Origin of the sequence: Microcoleus sp. bin38.metabat.b11b12b14.051, from assembly GCF_013299165.1 — a bacterium.
Lineage (GTDB): Bacteria > Cyanobacteriota > Cyanobacteriia > Cyanobacteriales > Microcoleaceae > Microcoleus.
On the sequence record NZ_JAAFKD010000005.1, the window covers coordinates 96322 to 116939 of the forward strand.

Annotated in this window: 16 protein-coding genes; 5 read left to right on the forward strand and 11 right to left on the reverse strand. The window is 45.1% G+C overall.

Annotated features, from left to right (window positions below):
• Positions 1-69: 69 nt before the first annotated feature.
• The 5 genes from QZW47_RS07855 to QZW47_RS07875 all read right to left on the reverse strand — a co-directional run bounded on the left by QZW47_RS07855 (position 70) and on the right by QZW47_RS07875 (position 6444).
• On the reverse strand, positions 70-1875 hold the full coding sequence (locus tag QZW47_RS07855; RefSeq protein WP_293125807.1) for a hypothetical protein: 1806 nt from the start codon (positions 1873-1875) through the stop codon (positions 70-72).
• Positions 1876-1902: 27 nt separating this feature from the next.
• Positions 1903-2133 carry a YgiT-type zinc finger protein gene (locus tag QZW47_RS07860; RefSeq protein ID WP_293125809.1) on the reverse strand — a complete coding sequence of 77 codons (231 nt, stop codon included), beginning with the start codon at positions 2131-2133 and terminating at the stop codon, positions 1903-1905.
• A 235-nt stretch (positions 2134-2368) separates the two neighbouring features.
• Positions 2369-4060, reverse strand: coding sequence for a beta-carotene ketolase CrtO (crtO, locus tag QZW47_RS07865; protein WP_293125811.1), 1692 nt, complete (start codon positions 4058-4060; stop codon positions 2369-2371).
• Positions 4061-4290: 230 nt separating this feature from the next.
• Complete coding sequence (locus tag QZW47_RS07870) at positions 4291-5214, reverse strand: class I SAM-dependent methyltransferase (protein ID WP_293125813.1); 924 nt, start codon at positions 5212-5214, stop codon at positions 4291-4293.
• Positions 5215-5343: 129 nt separating this feature from the next.
• A complete protein-coding gene (locus QZW47_RS07875; RefSeq protein ID WP_293125815.1) occupies positions 5344-6444 on the reverse strand; it encodes a tetratricopeptide repeat protein in 1101 nt (366 codons plus the stop codon).
• Between the two features lie 277 nt (positions 6445-6721).
• On the opposite strand from QZW47_RS07875, the gene QZW47_RS07880 reads away from it, so the two are divergent.
• Positions 6722-7048, forward strand: a complete 327-nt coding sequence (locus QZW47_RS07880) for a YbjQ family protein (RefSeq protein ID WP_293125817.1) — start codon at positions 6722-6724, stop codon at positions 7046-7048.
• A 250-nt stretch (positions 7049-7298) separates the two neighbouring features.
• Positions 7299-7922: a hypothetical protein gene (locus QZW47_RS07885; RefSeq protein ID WP_293125819.1), complete on the forward strand. Its 624-nt coding sequence runs from the start codon at positions 7299-7301 to the stop codon at positions 7920-7922.
• 425 nt (positions 7923-8347) lie between these two features.
• Here the strand turns inward: QZW47_RS07885 and metH are convergent, their stop codons facing one another.
• Complete coding sequence (metH, locus tag QZW47_RS07890) at positions 8348-11941, reverse strand: methionine synthase (RefSeq protein ID WP_293125821.1); 3594 nt, start codon at positions 11939-11941, stop codon at positions 8348-8350.
• Positions 11942-12031: 90 nt separating this feature from the next.
• Here metH and QZW47_RS07895 point away from each other — a divergent pair, with 90 nt between their 5' ends.
• Both QZW47_RS07895 and QZW47_RS07900 read left to right on the forward strand, forming a co-directional pair.
• On the forward strand, positions 12032-12595 hold the full coding sequence (locus QZW47_RS07895; RefSeq protein WP_293125823.1) for a type II toxin-antitoxin system Phd/YefM family antitoxin: 564 nt from the start codon (positions 12032-12034) through the stop codon (positions 12593-12595).
• Positions 12596-12768: 173 nt separating this feature from the next.
• Positions 12769-13350: a Uma2 family endonuclease gene (locus tag QZW47_RS07900; RefSeq protein ID WP_366930825.1), complete on the forward strand. Its 582-nt coding sequence runs from the start codon at positions 12769-12771 to the stop codon at positions 13348-13350.
• Positions 13351-13792: 442 nt separating this feature from the next.
• Here the strand turns inward: QZW47_RS07900 and QZW47_RS07905 are convergent, their stop codons facing one another.
• From QZW47_RS07905 to ispE, 4 genes are all read right to left on the reverse strand, one after another.
• Entirely contained in the window at positions 13793-14509 is a 717-nt protein-coding gene (locus QZW47_RS07905; RefSeq protein ID WP_293125825.1) for a hypothetical protein, read from the reverse strand.
• Between the two features lie 182 nt (positions 14510-14691).
• Positions 14692-15309 (reverse strand): DUF488 family protein, encoded by a 618-nt coding sequence (locus QZW47_RS07910; RefSeq protein ID WP_293125827.1) that lies wholly within the window; start codon positions 15307-15309, stop codon positions 14692-14694.
• Between the two features lie 61 nt (positions 15310-15370).
• Positions 15371-15724: a DUF3082 domain-containing protein gene (locus QZW47_RS07915; protein ID WP_293125829.1), complete on the reverse strand. Its 354-nt coding sequence runs from the start codon at positions 15722-15724 to the stop codon at positions 15371-15373.
• Between the two features lie 183 nt (positions 15725-15907).
• The gene (ispE, locus tag QZW47_RS07920; protein ID WP_293125831.1) at positions 15908-16885 is read right to left on the reverse strand and encodes a 4-(cytidine 5'-diphospho)-2-C-methyl-D-erythritol kinase; all 978 of its coding nucleotides are present in this window, start codon (positions 16883-16885) and stop codon (positions 15908-15910) included.
• 90 nt (positions 16886-16975) lie between these two features.
• Here ispE and QZW47_RS07925 point away from each other — a divergent pair, with 90 nt between their 5' ends.
• Entirely contained in the window at positions 16976-18469 is a 1494-nt protein-coding gene (locus QZW47_RS07925; RefSeq protein ID WP_293125833.1) for an ATP-binding protein, read from the forward strand.
• A gap of 473 nt (positions 18470-18942) precedes the next feature.
• Here QZW47_RS07925 and QZW47_RS07930 read toward each other — a convergent pair whose 3' ends face one another.
• On the reverse strand, positions 18943-20181 hold the full coding sequence (locus QZW47_RS07930) for an LL-diaminopimelate aminotransferase (RefSeq protein ID WP_293125835.1): 1239 nt from the start codon (positions 20179-20181) through the stop codon (positions 18943-18945).
• Positions 20182-20618: the final 437 nt, after the last annotated feature.

A 20618-nucleotide genomic window follows, 5' to 3' on the forward strand; every position in this document is an offset into this window, starting at 1 on the left:
ATTTTGAGGCATAATTTCCATCTGCACAAAGGATGATTTGTCTAGTTGAGTTCTTATGAATTATCAAGATTATTCGCTTTTTGTCAATTTCCTCATTTTAGAATTTAACTCTCGCTGTAGTGACCATTTGTTAAACTCATCGTCAACGGTTGAAACAATCTGAAGGACACCTGAAAGAATTTCCATAGCTTTTGAGAGTTCTCCGGCGCGAGATAAATTAGTGGCAATCGCTTCTAAACTCCCAATTTTTAGATAAATATTCTCTACAGAATGAGCGACTTCAACAGCTTCGGCAAACACTTCAGATGCTTTTTCCTGTTGTGCAGATTCCGCATAACTCAAGGCAACGTTTGCCAACGCCTGAGCTTTTTCATGCTTATCATTAATTGTTCGAGCAATTTTGAATGCTTGGTTAAGTTCCCCCGCCTCAGCTACAGCGATGACATTCCTACCCAACCTGATGGATTGTAGACGATTCATATCATGTATTGTTTGAGCGACCTGAACGGCTCGATCGTACTGCTTGGATGCGATCGCGCTTTCAACCTCCCAACTCAACACATAGGATGAAAAAGAGCCATCTGTCATCATTTCAGCGATGCTTATCGCTCGATCGAATTGTCCGGCATTAGCATAATCGGCAGCGCTCCAACCTAACATAAAATTTCTGTAAGACTCATTTTCTATTGTTTGAATAATCTTTAACACCCGATCTCGTTCTTTGGCCTTAGCAACAAAGTCAAGAATACAATCTAAAAAAATATCGCATACTGAACCATCATTGATTTCATATATAGTTTGAATAACTTGAAAAGCTCGATCGAATTGTCCGAACTCCGCGCAACGGTATGCGATTACTGATAAGGCCTCGGTTTTGTTAAAATTATCATCTAAGCTTCCAGCAAATTGTATAGATTGCTCAAATTGTCCTGCTTTAACGTAGCCGTCGGTGATGGCATTGAATGCCTCAAATCGGTCGTCATTATCTTGTGAGTATTCTATGGTTTCTGTAAGTTGCTTTGCTCGTTCAAATTCCCCAGATTCAGCATAATTTTTTATAACTTCAATCAAGGGTGAGTTTTTCCAATTATCTATGGTTGCAACAATTTTCAGGGCTTCATCCGATTGTCCAGCTTTGGCATATTCACTAGCTATCCCAGCTAGAGCTAATTCTTTTTCCTCATTGTCTATTATTATTTCAGCAATCTTGATGGCTCGATCGAATTTCCCCGATCGAGCATATTTTTGGGCAAATCGGTTTAAAATTAAGGCTTTGTCACAGTCATTTTCTACCAGTTGGGCAATCTCAAAAGCTGTATCTAGCTGTCCTAATTTTTCCTGAACATAGTAAGAAATATGAGTTAACATCCAGGCTGGGTTTAGTTCGTTTTTGATGATTTCAGCAATTCTGATGATCTGAATCAATATTTCAGCAGCTTGGCTTGTTTGTTCAGCATTAATGTAGCTGCAAGAAATAGAAATCAAAGCCACAGCTTTATAATAGTTACTTGCTATCGTTTCGGCAATACTCAGAGCCGAGTCAGGCTGTCCCGATGCTGCAACTTGAGACGCGATCGCACTTAACGCGCAAGCTTGAAAATCCTCATCTTCTATGCCTCGTGCCACCCGAATAGCAGAGTCGTAGTTTTCTACTTTAGCATAGCTGCGAATGAACCCATTTAACACTTGTTCTCTTACAGAAACTGAGCATTGAGGCAAAGTTTTAGGAATGTTATTGGGGAATGTTTGGGCTATCTGAAAAGCTTTTGCAAAATTTTCTTCGGCTCGATCGATTTCTGCCAATTTGAGATGACTGTCGCCGATTTCAAGCAACTCCAAAGCCTGATAACGATCTTTTAAAAGTTGGGATGACATTACCTACACTGCCTCTCGATCCGCTAATTACACAAACTCATAAACAGGAACTTCCAGCGTGCGACTTGGCTGTTTTCCTTTCCAGATAATTTGCTGTAGTCGCTCTACTGTTTCTGGTGAGAAAAAACGCTCTCCTGTTTCTACACACAATCTGGCTGGCACATTTTGAACAATGATGAAATTTCCATCTAATTCCAGAGTATAGTTAACTCTTTGTTCAATCATGGTTTCGTTCCAGACTTCACGTTCGGGAAACATAATCACTGGCAGATTTATATGTAAAACTTAACTTTCAATTATAAATAAAATTATTCTATCTGGCAACTAAGCGCAATGGAAACATTAAATCTAGCGGGGCAGAAAATTTCCGCCCCTGCTTCTACCGGACTTACGCATGGGGATCGAGAAACCGGGTTTTTTAGATAATCCATGAGTTCCTACGAATTTTTATGGTAAAAACCCGGTTTCTTTGGCGGAGTGCGTCAGTCCAGTTTTAATTAATCCGAAACACCGACTTAGCCGTCGATTTCAGAGAATTAGCCGCATCTGCTAATGTTTGCGCCAAAGGCTGCTGCGAGTGCATGAACACGCGAGCCGTATTGCGTCCCGGCATCCCCGAAATCGAGCCGCCGGGGTGCGTCCCGGCTCCGGTGAGGAACAAACCGTCGATCGGCGTTTTGTAATTCGCCAACTCGGGTAACGGGCGGAAAAATATCATCTGATCCAGCGTCATGTCAACGTGGTAATAATTCCCCTTCAGCGCCCCCAAACGCTCTCCCAATTCGGCCGGACTTTCCACGCGGCGCCCGATGATGGAATTTTTGATATTGGGGGCGTATTCTGCTAATTTGTCAATGCAGCGATCGGCAACTTTGTTCTTCAGCTCATCCGTCCAACCCGTACCATGCTGGCCGGTTCCTTCCGCATTTTCGATTTGGTAGGGAGCAAAAAATTCAATCCAAGCCGTATGATGTCCGGGGGGAGCCATTGAGGGGTCTCGTACCGTCGGAAACACGACATACATCGACGGATCGGAATCGGGGATTTTGCCGATCGCGGGCTGGGTATGAGCAATTTCGACGTGTTTCACCGAGTCAGCAATTAAAACAGAACCCATTAAATATTCATCTCGGTGATTCCAGCGATCGAACTTAGGTACTTCATTGAGAGCTAAGTCAATTTTCAGAATAGTCTCGTTGTTATTGACAATTTTGCGCTCCAATCTTTCCCGCAAATTCGGATCGGCACCGTCAACATCGCTGGAGTCCATTAAGTGCAGAAACAAACGCTTCGCATCAATATTAGAAATGACACCTTTGGTAGCTCGATATTCGGTGCCGCCTGCAACTCGAACACCGACAGCGCGACCGTTATCAACTAATATTTTCTCCACGTGCTGGTCAGTAAGTATAACACCCGCATAGGTTTTCACTAAATTGACCAGTGCTTGCACCAATGCACCCGTTCCTCCGCGCGGCCTAGCCATACCGGGATTGTGGCGCATAGCCATCATAATTGCACCGATCGCAATAGTCTTTTGTGAAGGAGGCGCACCCAACTCTGCCGCGAGTCTCGCCAAAGGTGCTTTCAGAAATTCCTCATCAAACCACTCATTGAGAATATCCTCAGCGCTGGTAATCATCGTGCGTACAAAGTCCAGCGTTTTCTCTGGGGAACCGATGACTGAAAATAAGTCTTTGAGTTTGGCAATATCGTAGTTACCTGCAATATCAATGATAGATTTTGGAGGCGCGTTAAACATCGGAATCATTGCGCTTAAAGCGCGCTGCCAAAAGTCTGTATATTCGGCATATTTTTTAGCGTCGCGCTCGTTGTAGCGGGCAATTTCTGCACAAGTTTTTTCTACGGAAGTGTGCGCTAAGAAATATTTGCCGTCGGGATGCGGACAAAAGACTACTGGATCGCAGTAAAGATATTCTAATCCGTATTTTTCCAGTTCTAATTCTTCTACGACTGGCCCTAAATGGATGAATTCGTGGTCGATCGCGCACAAATTGAATTTGAAATCTGGTAATTCTGGAATTGCTGCTTCGGTAGTCGCTGCGCCGCCGGGAACCGACCGTTTTTCTAACAACAAAACAGTATATCCGGCTTTGAGGAGATAAGACGCACAGACCAGTCCGTTGTGACCTGCTCCTATGATAATCACATCATACGTTTGCATAGATGAAGCTCTGGGATAGGATATTTTGCTCATTTTACAAATGTTAACAACTTTGCGGGCTCTATCAATAGAAATAGATTCATCTTAAGAGATTAGTTTGACCATCTTACAAAAGATAGAGTTATCAACAATAATGGCTGTGCTATCGCCTTTATTTTCTCTTGAATTTAACGAGCTATCGCCCGCCAACTTGCTCAGCATTATATCACAAAGTCTTTAATTTATCGGCATCAATAAAGATTTTGACAATCAGTACGATTGCCCTGATAAACTATCGTGTTGTAAACCAATGAAATAAAGCCACGCCCGCCACACTGAGCTTGATAAAGTTCGGTTAAATCCGAGATAAGTTTCTGCAATTGAGGCCCGGATTTGGGAATATAAGATGAGCTTTTTGCTCGTCCAATCAAGCCTGCTAAATCTAGATTTTGTCTGTTAGTAAATTCCGTCGATGTAACATCAGTAAAATCTGAACTCGCCAGCAAAGAGTCGATCGAGCGATCGCGCTGTTCGGCAGGATGGTTGTGGGAAGCGCTCTTAACAATTTGAGTGTAGCCCTGTGTCAGCGCATCCGCGCGATCGCGCAAATTCCAAACTACAGCCAACCTTCCCGACGGCTTGAGAATTCGCCGCAATTCGGGTAAAGTTAAAATATGGTTAAACCAGTGAAAAGACTGGAAACAAACAACTAAATCGAGTGATTCGTCTGGCAAATTAGTGGTTTCAGAAGTTCCGTCTCGAAACTCTACCAAAGGATGAGGTGCAGCGGCTTGTCTCATTTCGGCATTAGGCTCGATCGCTAATACTCGAACGCCTCTTTCTGCTAAAAGACGCGAAGAAATCCCTGTACCTGCACCGAGATCGGCTGCGGTTAACTGTGAAGGTTCCCCAAGTCCTGCTAAAATCGCATCGATCGCAGCGGCTGGATAACTCGGGCGGTATTTGACATAATCCGTAGCGCGATCGGAAAATCGACCGAGCGGATTCATCTCGTATAGTGGCGGTTTAGAATCATTTGAATTCATTTTAATTAGTTGTCTGTTGAAAGTTGGCAGTTGACAGTTGGCAGTTGACAGTTGACAGTTGACAGTTGGCAGACTAATTACCAATGACCACCCTTCGACTTCGCTCAGGGCGAGATGACCAATGACCAATGACTAATGACCACCCTTCGACTTCGCTCTTCGGGCGAGATGACTAATGACCAATGACCACTGACCACCCTTCGACTTCGCTCTTCGGGCGAGATGACCAATGACCACTGACCACTGACTAATGACTCATTACTTCAGTTCATTGAGTGCAGCCTCGGCTTTTTGTGCGCCGTCATTGTTGCCTTGCTGGCGATAAGTGTCGAGGGCTTTTTGGAAAGCTTCAATTGCGTCGGATTGGCGATCGCGCGCTTTGAATGCTTTACCCATATTGTAATAAGCTTCTGCTCGGTCTGGGTCGAGCTGAATCACTCGCCGAAAAGTGATAATCGCTCCTGAAAAATCTTGTTTTTGTAGCTGAATTTCCCCGATCGCAGCGTATGCTTCCACTAAATTGGGGCGCACGTCAATCGCCCGCTTATAAGCTAAAAGTGCTCCGTCGAAGTCTTCTTGAGACTTCAGAAGTTCGCCAATTTCTAACTGTACTTCGGGATTTCGCGGCTCTAGTTTGGCAGCTTCTTCAAAAGCTGCTAGCCCTTCGGAAGTGTTGCCACTGCGGAGCAAAGCAGTACCTAATTTTAACTGGATGGCGGCTTGTTTGGGAGCGAGTTTGGCTGCTTGTTTGAGTACGGTGACAGCACTGGTAAAATTTCCCTGCTGGATCAATACTAAACCCAATGAAGAATAAGCTTGCCAGTTTTTCGGATCGAGGGCGATCGCCTCTTGGTATGCTTTAAATGCACCGCTGTAATCTTTTTGCTGAAACAGCACTACTCCGAGCCCGAGCCGAGCGTTGACATTTTTGCGATCGAGCTCAGTGGCGCGACGGTAAGCTGCGGCGGCTGCGGGATAGTTTTGCAAATTCGCCATAGCATATCCTAAGGCGTATTGGAAGTCAGCATTTTTGGGTTCGAGACCGATCGCCTGTTGGTAAAATTCGACTGAGGCTTGATAGTTGCCCTGACGCGCTTGTAAATAGGCAATACCGGAAAAAATACGAGGGTTTTCCGCATCTAAACGGGCTGCTTGTTGATAAATGGCGATCGCCCTACTGTAGTCTCCTGAATCTACCAACTCGCGTCCTTGTCGCAGTAGAGCATCTAAATTTGAATTATTTTGAGGCTTAACCTCAACAGGTGTTTCTGCTGAGAGCGCCCGATGCGGGACTGCGACAGCGAATCCTGCTACCAACAGCGTGCTGAAAACCAAGAGACTTTGTTTGTGGACGGCCATTTGTTTCAAAGAGTGTGTGTGGAATAAAAGAGCGAATTGCTGTCAAGTTGCGATGCTTGTCCAAAAGAAACGGACACAAGCCCCCGATACTCATCAGGATCGATCCCCAAATTTTAGGCCAAAGTTCAACTTCCCAGATTAAATGCGACAGTCAGTCTAAAATCTAAAATCTAAAATCGACTGACAGCTTAGGGTTTGACTGGAATTTTTGAGTGGCGAGATGTAGTAAACCTACAGAAATCGACCAAATCAAAATTTTCGCACTTGAGGCCAACTGATGATTGTAACAACAACTGATATCATCCAAGGAGCAGAAATTCAATCTTACTTGGGAATTGTAACTGCTGAGGTGGTCTACGGCACCAACGCCCTGCGAGATTTCTTCGCCGGCATTCGCGACATCATCGGCGGGCGCACCGGCAGTTACGAGGAAGTGTTTCTCAAAGGACAGCGAGATGCCCTCGCAGAACTCGAAAAACGGGCCCAGCGCTTGGGTGCTAATGCCGTAATCGGGGTGGAAGTTGACACCGGCACGATTAATGTAGACTCTTCGGGGGCTTTGCTGTTGATTACTGCCGTTGGGACGGCTGTCAAATTGCGTTAAGCGGCCTTTCCTCTATACGCGCACGAAGTTTTTTAACTGGATAAAATAGTTATTAGTCATTAGTCATTAGTCATTAGTCATTAGCAAATAGTTGCTGGCTGATGGCTAATGACTTTTTTGTTTCTTTCTTCAGACGTAGATACTGATTCTTTCCGCAGGCAGATATAGTTTCTCTCAATCTCAGCCACAATCAATGCTTAGGTGAAAGATTGTTAAAAACTAAACAAACAGCCAAAGGAAAGGAAAAGCTATGGCATACGTAAATAGACCTGTAGATAACATTGTTACCGAGCCGACATTAGTGAAGCCAGTTATGGAATATCACGATCTAGTGCGGTGGGGCCCGATTTTTTCAGGTTTGGTAATTGCGATCGGCACACAATTGGTGTTAAGTGCGTTGGGTGCTGCGATCGGCTTGAGCAACATTGCTAATTCAGGAGCTCCGCGCAGTATAGCCGGCAGCGTAGGTACTGGAGTCGGAATTTGGTCAATTATCAGTTTGTTAATTAGCTTGGGCGTTGGCGGTTGGGTAACAGCTCGCGCTTGTGGCCCGATGAACCGCAGCACGGCGCTTTTGAACGGCGCAATTTTGTGGGCAACTACCTTAACAATTAGCTCTTGGCTGTTAGCAAATGGCGTAGCCGGGACTTTTGGCGTAGTAGCTGCGAATGCCGGAGCAGCGATTAATCAAGCGCAGCAAGGTGGCGTAAATTTGCCGAACCAAGCTCCTAGCGTATCTGCTCAGGATGCTCGCAATATTGCTGAAAATGCCGCCAAAGCTGGTTGGTCGTTTTTATTCGGATCGCTATTGGGTTTGGTGGCTGCAATGGCCGGAGCATCAGCAGGCGCACGCACTCCTCGCAATTACTCGTAAAAATTTGGTCAGACAATTAAACTTCATGTTGATAAAAGCACTTTTTTTAAAGTGCTTTTTTGTTTTTCCAGGTTCGTAGTGAGGACTTCAGTCCTTCTTGATGCGGACTAAAGTCCTCACTACAAACTAATAAAAAAACAGGTTCGTAGTGAGGACTTCAGTCCTTCTTGATGCGGACTAAAGTCCGCACTACAAACTAATAAAAAAACAGGTTCGTAGTGAGGACTTCAGTCCTTCTTGATGCGGACTAAAGTCCGCACTACAAACTAATAAAAAAACAGGTTCGTAGTGAGGACTTCAGTCCTTCTTGATGCGGACTAAAGTCCGCACTACAAACTAATAAAAAAACAGGTTCGTAGTGAGGACTTTAGTCCTTTTTTGGAGCGGACTGAAGTCCGCACTACAAACCTGCGCGCACCAACAAATTAAGCAGTGAAGTATTTAGCGGCTGGATGATAGGTAATAATTGCGGTGGTTGATTGTTCGGGATAAAGTTGTTCGCTTTCATCCATATACAGGTTTATTCGATCGCACTTTAGCAAATCCAGTTGCTTGTACTGATCCGCCATATTCGGACAAGCCGGATAGCCAAAACTGTAGCGCGAACCGCGATATCGCTGCGCCAGCATATCCCGAATGTTGTCCGGTTCCTCGCCAGCAAAGCCTAATTCCCGGCGAATCCGCGCGTGAGTCCATTCTGCTACCGCTTCCGCTGTCTGTACCGCCAATCCGTGGAAGTAGAGATAATCGGTATATTGATTGTTAGCAAATAGCTTTTGGGCGTAGTCCGTCGCAACTTCTCCCACCGTCGCTACTTGCATCGGAAATACATCAATTTTACCGGATTCTTTCGGTGCGAAGAAGTCGGCAATGCACATCCGGCGCGCAGATTTTTGCCGGGGAAATGTCAATGTTGCAGCAGGTGTGGCAGTCACAGGCAAGATGCCTGTGCCACTTTCTTTTGTGGGGTGGGCATCTTGCCCGCCATTCATAATTTCCGGGTTATACACATACAACGAATTGCCTTCAGCTTGACAGGGAAAATACCCATAAATTGCTTGCGGATGCAGTAACTTTTCGGTGATGATTTTGTGTTTCCATTCTTCCAATATTGGATAAACTGTCTCAGCTAAGAAAGCATCGTATTCTTCCCGCGATTGGTCTTTTGGCTTGCGGAATTGCCATTGTCCCGCGACTAATGCTTGCAAATCTAAGTGCCAGAAAAGCTCTTCAAAGGGGATTTCTTCGGGCGATAAGAGTTTTGTTCCCCAGAAAGGAGGATTCGGGCGATCGATATTTGCGTCAACTGCTTCGGAACGCCTGGTATCAATAATCACCGGAATGTCGGCTTTCTTGGCATCCTCAACCGCAGTCTCTGCCGAAGTTTTAGCTGCTTTCACCGCCCCGTTGCCATTTTCAGCCTCATCCAAAAATCCAGCCAAATCTTCCCAGTTACCAGCAGATTTTGCTGGCATGAGTTTGTCCATAAAGTTCAAGTCAGAAAACGCATCTTTGCCGTAAACTACTTTACCTTTGTAGGTATTTTGGCAATCTTCATGCACAAACTTGGGAGTCAAAGCCGCACCTCCCAAAATTACGGGAACTGTGATGCCTCTCTGGTTGAATACTTCCAGATTTTCCTTCATGAATGCGGTAGATTTTACCAGCAAGCCACTCATCGCAATACAATCGGCTTTGTGTTTTTCGTAGGCTTCGATGATATTGTCAACTGGCTGTTTAATTCCCAAGTTTATAACTCGGTAGCCGTTGTTTGATAGGATAATATCAACCAGATTTTTGCCGATGTCGTGAACATCGCCTTTAACAGTCGCGATGATAAATGTGCCTTTGGCATTATCCCCAGATTCGGAACTTTCCATGTGCGGTTCTAAATAAGCAACTGCGGCTTTCATGGTTTCTGCTGACTGCAATACAAATGGCAATTGCATTTGTCCCGATCCGAACAATTCTCCGACTACTTTCATCCCGTCTAGCAAGAAAGTATTGATAATTTGCAATGGCGGATAGGTTTCTAAGGCTTTGGCGAGTTGGATGTCGAGCCCAATCCGTTCGCCGTCGATGATGTGGCGTTTCAGCCGTTCTTCGACGGGGAGGTTTTCGTCTTGAGTCCGATCGCGCTTAGTAGTTTTGCCAGCAAACACCGTTGTCAGGTCGCCCAAGGGGTCGTAAACGCAAATATCGCCGTCGAACTCCCGTTCGTCGTAGATCAGTTTACGGCAGATTTCCTGGTGTTGGGGGTCGATTTTGGCGATCGGCAAAATCTTATTCGCGCTGATAATTGCCGAATCCATCCCCGCCTGCATCGCTTCGTGCAAAAACATGGAATTCAAGACTTGTCGCGCCGCCGGATTCAAGCCGAAGGAAATATTAGAAACTCCCAGAATCACGTGACATCCCGGCAATTCTTGGCGGATACGGCGGATCGATTCAATCGTAGCTTTGCCGTTTTTTCGGTCTTCTTCAATCCCCGTGGAAATTGGCAAAGCCAGGGTATCAAAAAAGATTTCCGAGGCGGGAATTCCTCTTTCGACGGCGGCGTTATATGCACGTTGGGCGATCGCAAATTTTTGGTCAGCAGTCCGCGCCATCCCATCTTCATCAATCGTTCCGATGACAATTCCCGCGCCGTATTTTTTGGCTAAATCTAAAACTTGATAAAAACGCGGTTCTCCGTCTTCGTAGTTAGTAGAATTTAGCAAACATTTGCCGCCCGCAACTTTTAATCCTGCTTCCATCTTTTCCCACTCGGTGGAATCCAACATTAAAGGCAAAGTTGCATTAGTCACAACGCGAGAAACTAACTCTTTCATATCGCGCACGCCGTCGCGCCCGACATAATCAACGTTAACATCGAGAACGTGCGCGCCTTCTCGCACTTGTTCCCTAGCCATTGCTACTAAACCATCCCAGTCTTCGGCATTTAGCAAATCGCGGCATTTTTTGGAACCGCTAGCGTTGAGTTTTTCGCCGACAATTAAGAATGAGTTTTCTTGTTCGTAGGGTTGGGCGCTATAAATTGAAGCAGCGGACGGTTCCCAAGTAATCTCGCGAATTTTAGGCTTAAGAGTTGTGCCAATTTCTGATAGTTCGCGGATGTGATCGTAGCGAGTACCGCAGCAGCCGCCGATGACTTGCACGCCTAAGTCTTCGACAAAGCGCATCAAAGCCATTTTTAATTCAATCGGCGTCAGTTTGTAATGCGCGTGGCCGCCAATATTTTCGGGTAAACCAGCGTTGGGTACGCACGAAACCACGAAGGGCGAATGTTCGGATAGATATTTGATGTGTTCCGCCATGCGATCGGGCCCGGTGGCGCAGTTCAATCCTAAAATATCTATCGGATACGGCTGCAAAATAGCTAAAGCTGCGCTGATGTCGGAACCGACTAACATTGTACCGGTGGCTTCCATTGTGACTGATACCATCAACGGAATCCGCGCACCTTTTTTCTTAAATACTTCTTCAATCGCATTTAATGCTGATTTAATTTGCAGCACATCTTGGCAAGTTTCGACAATAAATAAGTCAACGCCGCCGTCATAAAGTCCTTCAGCTTGTTCGGTAAAAGCGGCGGTTAGCGTGTCAAAGTCGATGTGTCCTAAGGTTGGCAATTTGGTGCCGGGCCCGATCGATCCTGCGACAAATCTCGGTTTTTCTGGCGTGTCAAATTCGGCCGCGATACCCTTAGCGAGTTCAGCCGCTGTTTTGTTGAGATAATAAGCTTTGTCGGCTAAATCGTACTCCGCAAGCACAATGGAAGCGGCGCCGAAGGTGTCTGTTTCGATGACATCGGCGCCTGCTTCGAGAAATCCCCGGTGCACATTGGCGACGGCTTCCGGTTTGGTGTGCACGAGATATTCGTTACAGCCTTCGTATTCTTTCCCGCCGAAGTCTTCTGCGGTGAGGTTTTGGACTTGCAGGTTGGTGCCCATGGCGCCGTCGAAGACGATGACGGGGCGCGAGGGGTGGTGGAGTCGATCGAGGAATCTGCTATTCATCAGCGGTAAAAAAACGTAGGTGCTATATATTTACAATTTTCTCTATTGTGCAATATTGTCAACAATTATGCGTCTGTTGAGGAACGGCTGATGACTGAAGGATTTAAGGCTGCTGACAATAGTTCGATCGCACCTACGATTTTACCGATCGCCCTGGATGATTGTCAAAATTCTGCTGCGGGTGCGGCTGTAGGGGAGCGACGGGCGGGATCGGAGGGATTTTTCCGCTTAACTGTGGAGGAATTTTGCGAAAATGCGATCGCCATAATTAAACGAGTGATGCAAAAGGGCGATCGGATTATCTTACAACAAGCCGGGGAAGACATCGCCGCCATAATTTTAGAAACAGAGTTTCACAAACTAGATTATCTGATGGAAGAACTCAAACCATCACAATTCTTTCCTGACGAAGAAGCATATTATGAAAATGATGAAGCAATTCACTGCATTTACCCAGATGAACTTGTAGAAGACATTGATAATATCTTAGCAGATGTCAACGAATTCGACGAATTATTTGGTTTGCTGCCAACTGAGGAAATGGGAGAAAATGTTGATATTTTCATATCTGTAGCCATTTTGATGTCTCTCGATCGATTTTGGGTTCCAGACTACCTGATGGCTGAGCAAGCCAGACTAAAAATGTTATCATAATAAAACTATTCGTAGGGTGTGTCGCCATAGAAAATACGTCGCATCAGATCGACAATCTAATAGCGACGCACCTGACAAAATAGTAAACAACACTTCTTTCCTAACACGGCTGTCTATAACTGGTATAAGTTTGTTCGCCTTCGATCGCAAAACCAATACAAAGGAATCGCAAAATGAACGCGCAAACAATAACTCCGTCTCCTCCCGTACAACAGCAAATTATCCACCACGAATCAAAAGTTGTTTTGAAAGGCGTTAGCTGGCGAACTTTTCAAGCATTGCTGGCTGATGTCGGAGACGATCGCGCGTGGAGAATTGCCTATGACAATGGAGTGTTAGAAATCAGAAGACCTTACCAAAAACACGAAGTACCTGTAATCATGTTAGGCTGCTTCGTGAACGCCATAGCAGACGAGTTAGAAATTGAGGTTATGCACGTTGGCGCGCTGTTGCTGGAAAGAGAAGAGTTGAAAAGGGCGATCGAACCAGATACCTGTTTCTACATCCAGAATGAAGCTTTAGTCAGAAGCAGAGATATTGACTTGCAAACCGATCCGCCGCCCGATTTAGCGGTAGAATCAGACTACACGAATTCTTCTCTGAATAAATTCGCAATTTATGCCGCTTTGGGAGTTCCAGAAATTTGGAGATACCGCCGCCAAACTCTAGAAGTTTATCAACTGGTAGATGGCGCATATCAGACTGTTACTCAAAGTATAGCTTTTCCATTTTTGCCGATCGCAGAAATACCCTAATTTATCGAACAAAGCAGGGCGATCGGACAAAGAGCAGCAGTGCGTCTATTTCGGACAAGAATTAGAGAAATTTTGCCAAATATCGACCTATAAAAAATGCACGCTCAAAGGTTCGTAGTGAGGACTTCAGTCCGCATAAAATCAAAAAACTGAAGTCCTCACATTCAAAGGTTCGTAGTGAGGACTTCAGTCCGCATTTAAATGCAAGGACTAAAGTCCTCACGCTCAAAGGTTCGTAGTGAGGACTTCAGTCCGCCTAAAATCAAAAAACTAAAGTCCTCACGCTCAAAGGTTCGTAGTGAGGACTTCAGTCCGCCTAAAATCAAAAAACTAAAGTCCTCACGCTCAAAGGTTCGTAGTGAGGACTTCAGTCCGCATAAAATCAAAGGACTGAAGTCCTCACTACGAACCTGTGAGTATTGAAAAAAATTAAAAATTTTCATTATTTCTTTCTGCTCCTTCTCTGTGAACCTCTTTTAGGCAAATGCTTAATTTCACTTTCGCCTCCCGTCACTTCTACTGATTCTATAATTTCTAAATCAACAACTTCAACATCGCCCCCGCTGATTAATTCCGCTTTCTCAACCTCCTCCACATCTTGCTGATTTTGGCTTAAATGTACTTCTAACCCAGAATCTATCATCGGTAATTCATCTACTTCTGGATCAATTTCAGCTTCTCCAATTCCATGCTCAATTCCCGCCAGCACTAAATCTTCCTCAATGGCTTGACTAATTTGAGTTTCTCTAATTTCCTTCTCTACTAGCTGCGCCGACAACTGCTGATTTTCCCTTGACAAATGCTCAATGTGACTCGCTTGAATTCTAAGCTGTTCATGCAAAAGGCGAATTTCTCGATTGTGCTGCTGAATCATTTCTTCACCATCAGCAATCGTGCGATTTCTCTCTAATATCACCTCATTTCTCGTTTCTAACTCTAAAGCGCTCATAGCTGCTTTAATCACATTATAAAAATGCGGCTTAGAGACATCAACTTTCTTAGCATTATGACGACTTTTCCCCAAAAGCCCAATTTTTTCACCTTGCTTAACAGCCAAGACAAAACCTTGATAATTTTTTATTTTTAATTCTTTGCTAAAATCAACTTGCACCAAACTGCAAATATATCTGTGACAGTCATAATAAAATTCTGCTTTCATCAAAAAGCACCCCTTTCTGCTACAGTCCCGCAGAATTATAGCACGAAGAACGTTAAAACTCGAACAAATTTTCTCAACCTCTGGTGCGCGAGGATGTCTGTGGCGTAATTGTAAACATATTCGATGTCAAGAGTTGCTGCAAAAATTAATAGAAAATAAAGAATCTCTCGCCGATTATTGCCTTATTTGCTGATATAAGCCCTGGTCAATCCGTAACGATAATAAGCTGTTTCTAAATCAACTATTTCATCTTTTACTTCAGGTTCTAATTGAAACAAACTTAACTGCAACGGAGCGTTATTGTTTTTCAATTTGTTAAACTTGCTCAAAAGCCTTGCTTCTAAATCCTGGTGCGATTCTAAATTGCCATCGCACAGAATGTGATTAATCTGTAAATTAAATTCTTTGAGTTTGTGGCAAACTAAAATAGTCCGGTGACAGGTGATTGGGTCTTTTTCCGCACACATTAAACTGATTTTATAATTGGCTGCGCCTTTGAGCAAGCGCTGAATTCCGGCGGAAAATAGAGGAGTGGCTGCTATGCGATCGTACAAAGCTTTACCGCCTGTATCGTAACAGCTCAAATCTTCCGGCCTCGCGCCCAACTCTTTACCTAAAAACACATATTGAATGCCAGCCGCAGACAGAGAGGCTGCAATTTCTGTTTGATTAAAATGAGGTAAATAGCGGCTGAAAGGATGCGATCGCACGTCCGCAACCGCTGTAATTCTGTATTTCTTCAGCAGGAAAACAAACGCTTCAATACTGTGATTGGAGTGTCCGATCGTCAATAATTCCATTGCTTCGATCTGATGATTTATTCTCGTCGTTGCGGACGAGAGTTTCTCTCGGACGATGGTTTCAGGCTGCGGGTTTTTTCGCCAATTTTTGAATCAAAAGCTGCGCGGCTAGCAGCATCAAACCCACAGATGCAAAAGCAAAAACGCCTGCGCCCAAAGCTACAATTCCCATGACTAATGTGCGGACGGCCGCCGCAATATTAATCACGGTTGTATTGTCGGAATGAATCGGCTTGTTAGCAAAAGTTTGGGCTACCGACAAAGTTAGGGCGTACAAAGCCGCGGCAAATCCGCCCGCCATCAGCGAACCTGTCACGCACCGCACAACCGTCGGCGGTGAAGCAGGTGTAGGGGCACCTTCCCCACTAGATTTTACAGGTTGAGACGTAGAATTTGGATTAGTTAAATCAGCCATGGCGATTTGAGATTTTAGGTTTGAGATTTAAGATTTTTGGTGGATTAACCAAAATAAAAATCGTTGTTTCCTGAGATTTTATCAGTTATTCGAGTTAAATAGACTCTGTGCAAAGTTAGATTCATTTTGACCGATCGCCCCCCTCGACATTTCACGGACGATCGCGATCGCACCACCTGCGAGTTACACCGTCGCCACCGCTGCTTTTACATCATTTCCCTCAGAAAAAATCCGAATACCTGTATTGCTAAACTTGGCTACCCAAAAATCCAAATCCGGAGAAGCGATCGCACTTTTCACCCGTTCTAAAGTTTGCTGAGCTTGCTGTTGAGACTCACACAGCGCAAACACCGTCGGCCCGGAACCCGACATCATCGCGCCCAAAACTCCCGCCGACTCAAAAGCCTCGCGCAATTGCAACACCTGCGGGTATACTGGTAAAGCAACTTTTTCTAAATCGTTGTGCAACAATTGACCAATTTTTGATCGATCTTTTTGCGCGATCGCCCCCACCATCGGCCCCGAATGCAGCCTTTCCCGGCGACAATCCAAATCCTCTGGTGCACAATAGGAACTACTGAACTGTTGGCGATAAGTTTGATACGACCAGGCAGTAGAAATACTGAGATTGCGAAACTTTGCCAGTACCACGTACAACCCTCCCAAATCGGGGAGTGGAGACAGTTTATCCCCGCGGCCAGTTGCTAGAGCCGTACCTCCAGTTATGCAAAAAGGCACATCAGAACCCAGAGTTCCCCCCAACTCTTGCAACTCCGACTGAGTGAGTCCCAATTGCCACAGCAAGTCCATCCCAACTAACACTGCGGCCGCATTTGCAGAACCGCCCGCGAGCCCCGCCGCCACCGGAATCTGCTTGTGAATCGCAATCTCGACTCCGCCGTATTTCGCCAAAGCATCGGGGAATTGCTGCGCCAACAAATCCGCCGCCCGGTAAGCCAGATTATTCTTATCCGGCGGGACTTGCGGGTGATCGCAGCGCACGCGGATCGTGTCGGTTCCGATCGCGCGCAAGTCAATTCGATCGGCTAAATCTATGCTTTGAAGCACCATCGCCAGTTCGTGATATCCGTCGGGGCGATCGCCTATTATCTCCAAATACAGATTGATTTTTGCTGAAGCTAGCAGAGAATATGAACGCATAGGTGATTAAGCCGCAGGTGAAATAAACCCCTGGTTGAAATTAATTGACACCAGTCAGAGTCTATTTTCTCACAACTCAAAGGAAATATTATGCAGGATATGTGGAAAACTTTTTTTAGTTCCGGGTCATTTATTCCCCACGGTCACTGCTATCTCTGGCAAACCAAGTTAGTCTGGCTACACGTAGCCTCAGATTCAATAATTGCGATCGCCTATTTCTCAATCCCCATTACACTGGTTTACTTTATTTCGCAACGCGAAGACTTACCTTTCAACTGGATCTTTGCCATGTTTGGAGCCTTTATCGTCGCCTGCGGGATCACTCACATATTTGAAGTCTGGACGCTGTGGCATCCTATCTATTGGATTTCCGGAACCATGAAAGCAATTACCGCCATGATTTCCTTCGCTACAGCCATACTTTTAGTAAACTTAATCCCTCAAGCCCTAGCCCTTCCCAGTCCCGCACAGCTAGCACTAGCAAACAGCCTCCTACAAGCCGAAATAATCGAGCGCCAATCAGTAGAACAGGCACTGAAAAAAGCTAAAGACGAGTTAGAAATTAGAGTAGAAGAACGCACCGCCGAATTAAAGCTGCAAACTCAACATCTCGCCCAAACTTTATCAGAATTGCAGCAGACGCAATGCCAGCTTGTCCAGAGCGAAAAAATGTCATCTCTAGGACAATTAGTAGCTGGCGTCGCCCACGAAATTAACAATCCCATCAACTTCATTTACGGCAATATCGCTCCCGCCACCAACTATGTAGAAAGTTTGCTGGAACTCACAGACACCTATGAAGAAAAATACCCCAATCCCGAACCTGCAATTCAAGAAAAAATCAAATCAATTGATTTAGATTTTATCAGAGAAGACCTACCAAAAATCTTAGTTTCCATGAAAACCGGAGCCAACCGAATTCGCGACATTGTGAAATCGCTAAGACTGTTCTCTCGGCTTGACGAAGCAGAAATGAAATTAGCCGACATCCACGAAGGCATTGACAGCACCCTGATGATTTTGCAAATCCGTCTCAAACCCCACTCTAATTTTCCAGGTATTCAAATTATTAAAAAATATGACGATTTGCCAAAAATAGAGTGCTATCCCGGACAGCTCAATCAGGTATTTATGAATATTATTGCTAATGCCATTGATGCTTTAGAAGAAGAAGCAGAAGCAGCAAAAGAACAAAATTCATCACTTGCAGCCAGTCAAGGCGAACTCGGTACTATCAAAATTTCAACCAAAATTTTAGACAGCAATTGGATAGAAATCCGCATTGCTAACAACGGAAAAGGCATCCCAGAATCGGTAATGAAGCAGTTATTCGATCCCTTTTATACCACGAAAGAAGTAGGCAAAGGCACGGGACTGGGTTTGTCGATCAGCTATCAAATTATTACAGAAAGACATCATGGTGAATTGTTCTGTACTTCCACACCCGAACAAGGTACAGAGTTTGCCATCAAAATTCCGATTAGCGTCACGCGGCTCACGCAGAGACAGGTTCTTTTTAACCAGCATATTTCGTCCAATCCCGCGCCCAGAGAGAAATTGCTCGCAACCAGCAAACAACTCTGAATCTCCCTTTGATGCAGTTGATAGTTTACAGTTTACAGTTAACAGTTAACAGTTAACAGCTAACAGTTAACACTTAACAGTTAACAGCTAACAGCTAACAGTTAACAGTTAACAGCTACCCGTCGCTACAATAAAGAGGATTGAAACAGTGAATAATTTTGTTTAATTTCCCCCTAGAAACAGGAGGGTTTAAACCCATTCTTCTTGGTAAGTCAATCCAGCTCAGAAGCCAGACTTAAGAGACAAAACGCTGGGACAAACAGATGATACGCTCGATCGCTCTGGCGGGCTATGTGTTCGCGCGTGCGGACTTAAGTCCGCATACCAAGAGCGGACTTAAGTCCGCACTACGAACCGCCCGCACAGGAAGGATCGCCCGCCACTCAAAGCAAATTGCCAAACGAGCCTTGCAATAGTTGCTGCTGTATTTTCCAGTGTTTCTACTGCGCTCAGTTTGGCGATCGCCTTCGAGCCTAAACCTTAAACTTATCCCCAATCCGTCTCATCGCTTCCTCCACATTCTCCCGAGTATTAAACGCCGAAATTCGGAAATAACCCTCGCCCGCAGCACCGAAACCAGAACCCGGTGTTCCCACCACATTCACAGTATTCAGCAACTTATCAAAAAACTCCCAACTTGACAAACCGTGAGGCGTTTTCACCCACACATAAGGCGCATTTTCGCCACCGTAAACCTGAATTCCGGCTGCTGTCAATTTCTCGCGAATAATCTTCGCATTTTCCATATAAAAATTGACTAACGCCTGAATTTGTGCTTTGCCTTCCTCAGAATAAACCGCCTCTGCACCGCGCTGCACAATGTAAGAAACGCCGTTAAACTTAGTAGACTGGCGGCGGTTCCACAGCTTCCAAATTTCCACATCCGAACCGTCAGCAGCTTTTCCTGTCAAATTCTTCGGGACTACTGTAAAGGCGCAGCGAGTACCAGTAAAACCAGCATTTTTTGAGAACGAACGAAATTCGATCGCACAATCCCTCGCCCCTTCTATCTCGTAAATAGAATGCGGCAAACTCGGATCGGTAATATACGCTTCGTAGGCCGCATCGAAGAAAATAATCGATCCGTTAGCTTTAGCATAATCTACCCAAGCTTGCAAGTGTTCCTTCGTGGCCGTCGCCCCCGTCGGATTGTTGGGAAAACACAGGTAAATTAAATCAACTTTTTTGTCTGTGGGAATAGACGCCGTAAAATGGTTGTCTGCGGAAATTGGCAGATAAACAAAGCCTTCGTATTCGCCTTTTTCGTTGGCATCTCCCGTGTGTCCCGCCATCACGTTAGTGTCTACATACACCGGATACACTGGGTCTGTAACTGCGATCGTGTTATTATTGCCAAAGATATCTAAAATGTTGCCGCAGTCGCATTTAGAACCATCAGAAATAAAAATTTCCGAAGCCTCAATCTGGCATCCCCGCGATTGAAAATCGTGCTGGGCAATTTTCTCGCGCAGCCACTCATAACCTTGTTCCGGGCCGTATCCTTTGAAGGTATCCCGCGAACCCATTTCTTCCACCGCCTTCACCATCGCCTCGCGACAAGCAGCCGGTAGCGGTTCCGTCACGTCGCCAATCCCCAGCCGGATGATTGGCGCAGAGGGATTCGCCTCCGCAAACGCTTTCACCCTGCGCCCAATCTCGGGAAACAGGTAGCCGGCTTTGAGTTTCAGGTAATTGTCGTTGATAGTTGCCATAGTTCGATCGCTGCAAATGTCGTACAATAGCTTATACCATTTTAGATTTTAGATTTTAGATTTTAGATTTAAAATTTGAGGAATTGAGGAATTGAAGAATTGGGAAGCAGTGAGAACTGTGGAGGCTCGCCGTGAGCTTTTAGATTTTAGATTTTAGATTTTAGATTTGAAAATTGAGGAATTGAGGAATTGGGAAGCAGTGAGAACTGTGGAGGCTAGCCGTGAGATTTTAGATTTTAGATTTTAGATTTAAAATTTGAGGAATTGAGGAATTGATAGACCTCTTGTAAAAACAGCTAGGAATGGACAAGATGCCCGTTCCTAGCTGTTGTGGAACGGGCATCTTACCCGTTCCAAAAGTCGATCGAAAAGACTTTTGCAAGATATCTGATGAATTTCCAAAAAGAGGGAACTCTGGGAACTTGCAGTACCGATTA

Bases quoted from the DNA above. Each gene is read 5' to 3' on its own strand.
- QZW47_RS07895 (WP_293125823.1), top strand. From the start codon at position 12,032: ATGACTGAAGGATTTAAGGCTGCTGACAATAGTTCGATCGCACCTACG.
- ispE (WP_293125831.1), bottom strand. From the start codon at position 16,885: ATGCGTTCATATTCTCTGCTAGCTTCAGCAAAAATCAATCTGTATTTG.
- metH (WP_293125821.1), bottom strand. From the start codon at position 11,941: ATGAATAGCAGATTCCTCGATCGACTCCACCACCCCTCGCGCCCCGTC.
- QZW47_RS07930 (WP_293125835.1), bottom strand. From the start codon at position 20,181: ATGGCAACTATCAACGACAATTACCTGAAACTCAAAGCCGGCTACCTG.
- QZW47_RS07915 (WP_293125829.1), bottom strand. From the start codon at position 15,724: ATGGCTGATTTAACTAATCCAAATTCTACGTCTCAACCTGTAAAATCT.
- crtO (WP_293125811.1), bottom strand. From the start codon at position 4,060: ATGCAAACGTATGATGTGATTATCATAGGAGCAGGTCACAACGGACTG.
- QZW47_RS07880 (WP_293125817.1), top strand. From the start codon at position 6,722: ATGATTGTAACAACAACTGATATCATCCAAGGAGCAGAAATTCAATCT.
- QZW47_RS07910 (WP_293125827.1), bottom strand. From the start codon at position 15,309: ATGGAATTATTGACGATCGGACACTCCAATCACAGTATTGAAGCGTTT.
- QZW47_RS07875 (WP_293125815.1), bottom strand. From the start codon at position 6,444: ATGGCCGTCCACAAACAAAGTCTCTTGGTTTTCAGCACGCTGTTGGTA.
- QZW47_RS07885 (WP_293125819.1), top strand. From the start codon at position 7,299: ATGGCATACGTAAATAGACCTGTAGATAACATTGTTACCGAGCCGACA.
- QZW47_RS07900 (WP_366930825.1), top strand. From the start codon at position 12,769: ATGAACGCGCAAACAATAACTCCGTCTCCTCCCGTACAACAGCAAATT.
- QZW47_RS07855 (WP_293125807.1), bottom strand. From the start codon at position 1,875: ATGTCATCCCAACTTTTAAAAGATCGTTATCAGGCTTTGGAGTTGCTT.
- QZW47_RS07860 (WP_293125809.1), bottom strand. From the start codon at position 2,133: ATGTTTCCCGAACGTGAAGTCTGGAACGAAACCATGATTGAACAAAGA.
- QZW47_RS07905 (WP_293125825.1), bottom strand. From the start codon at position 14,509: ATGAAAGCAGAATTTTATTATGACTGTCACAGATATATTTGCAGTTTG.
- QZW47_RS07925 (WP_293125833.1), top strand. From the start codon at position 16,976: ATGCAGGATATGTGGAAAACTTTTTTTAGTTCCGGGTCATTTATTCCC.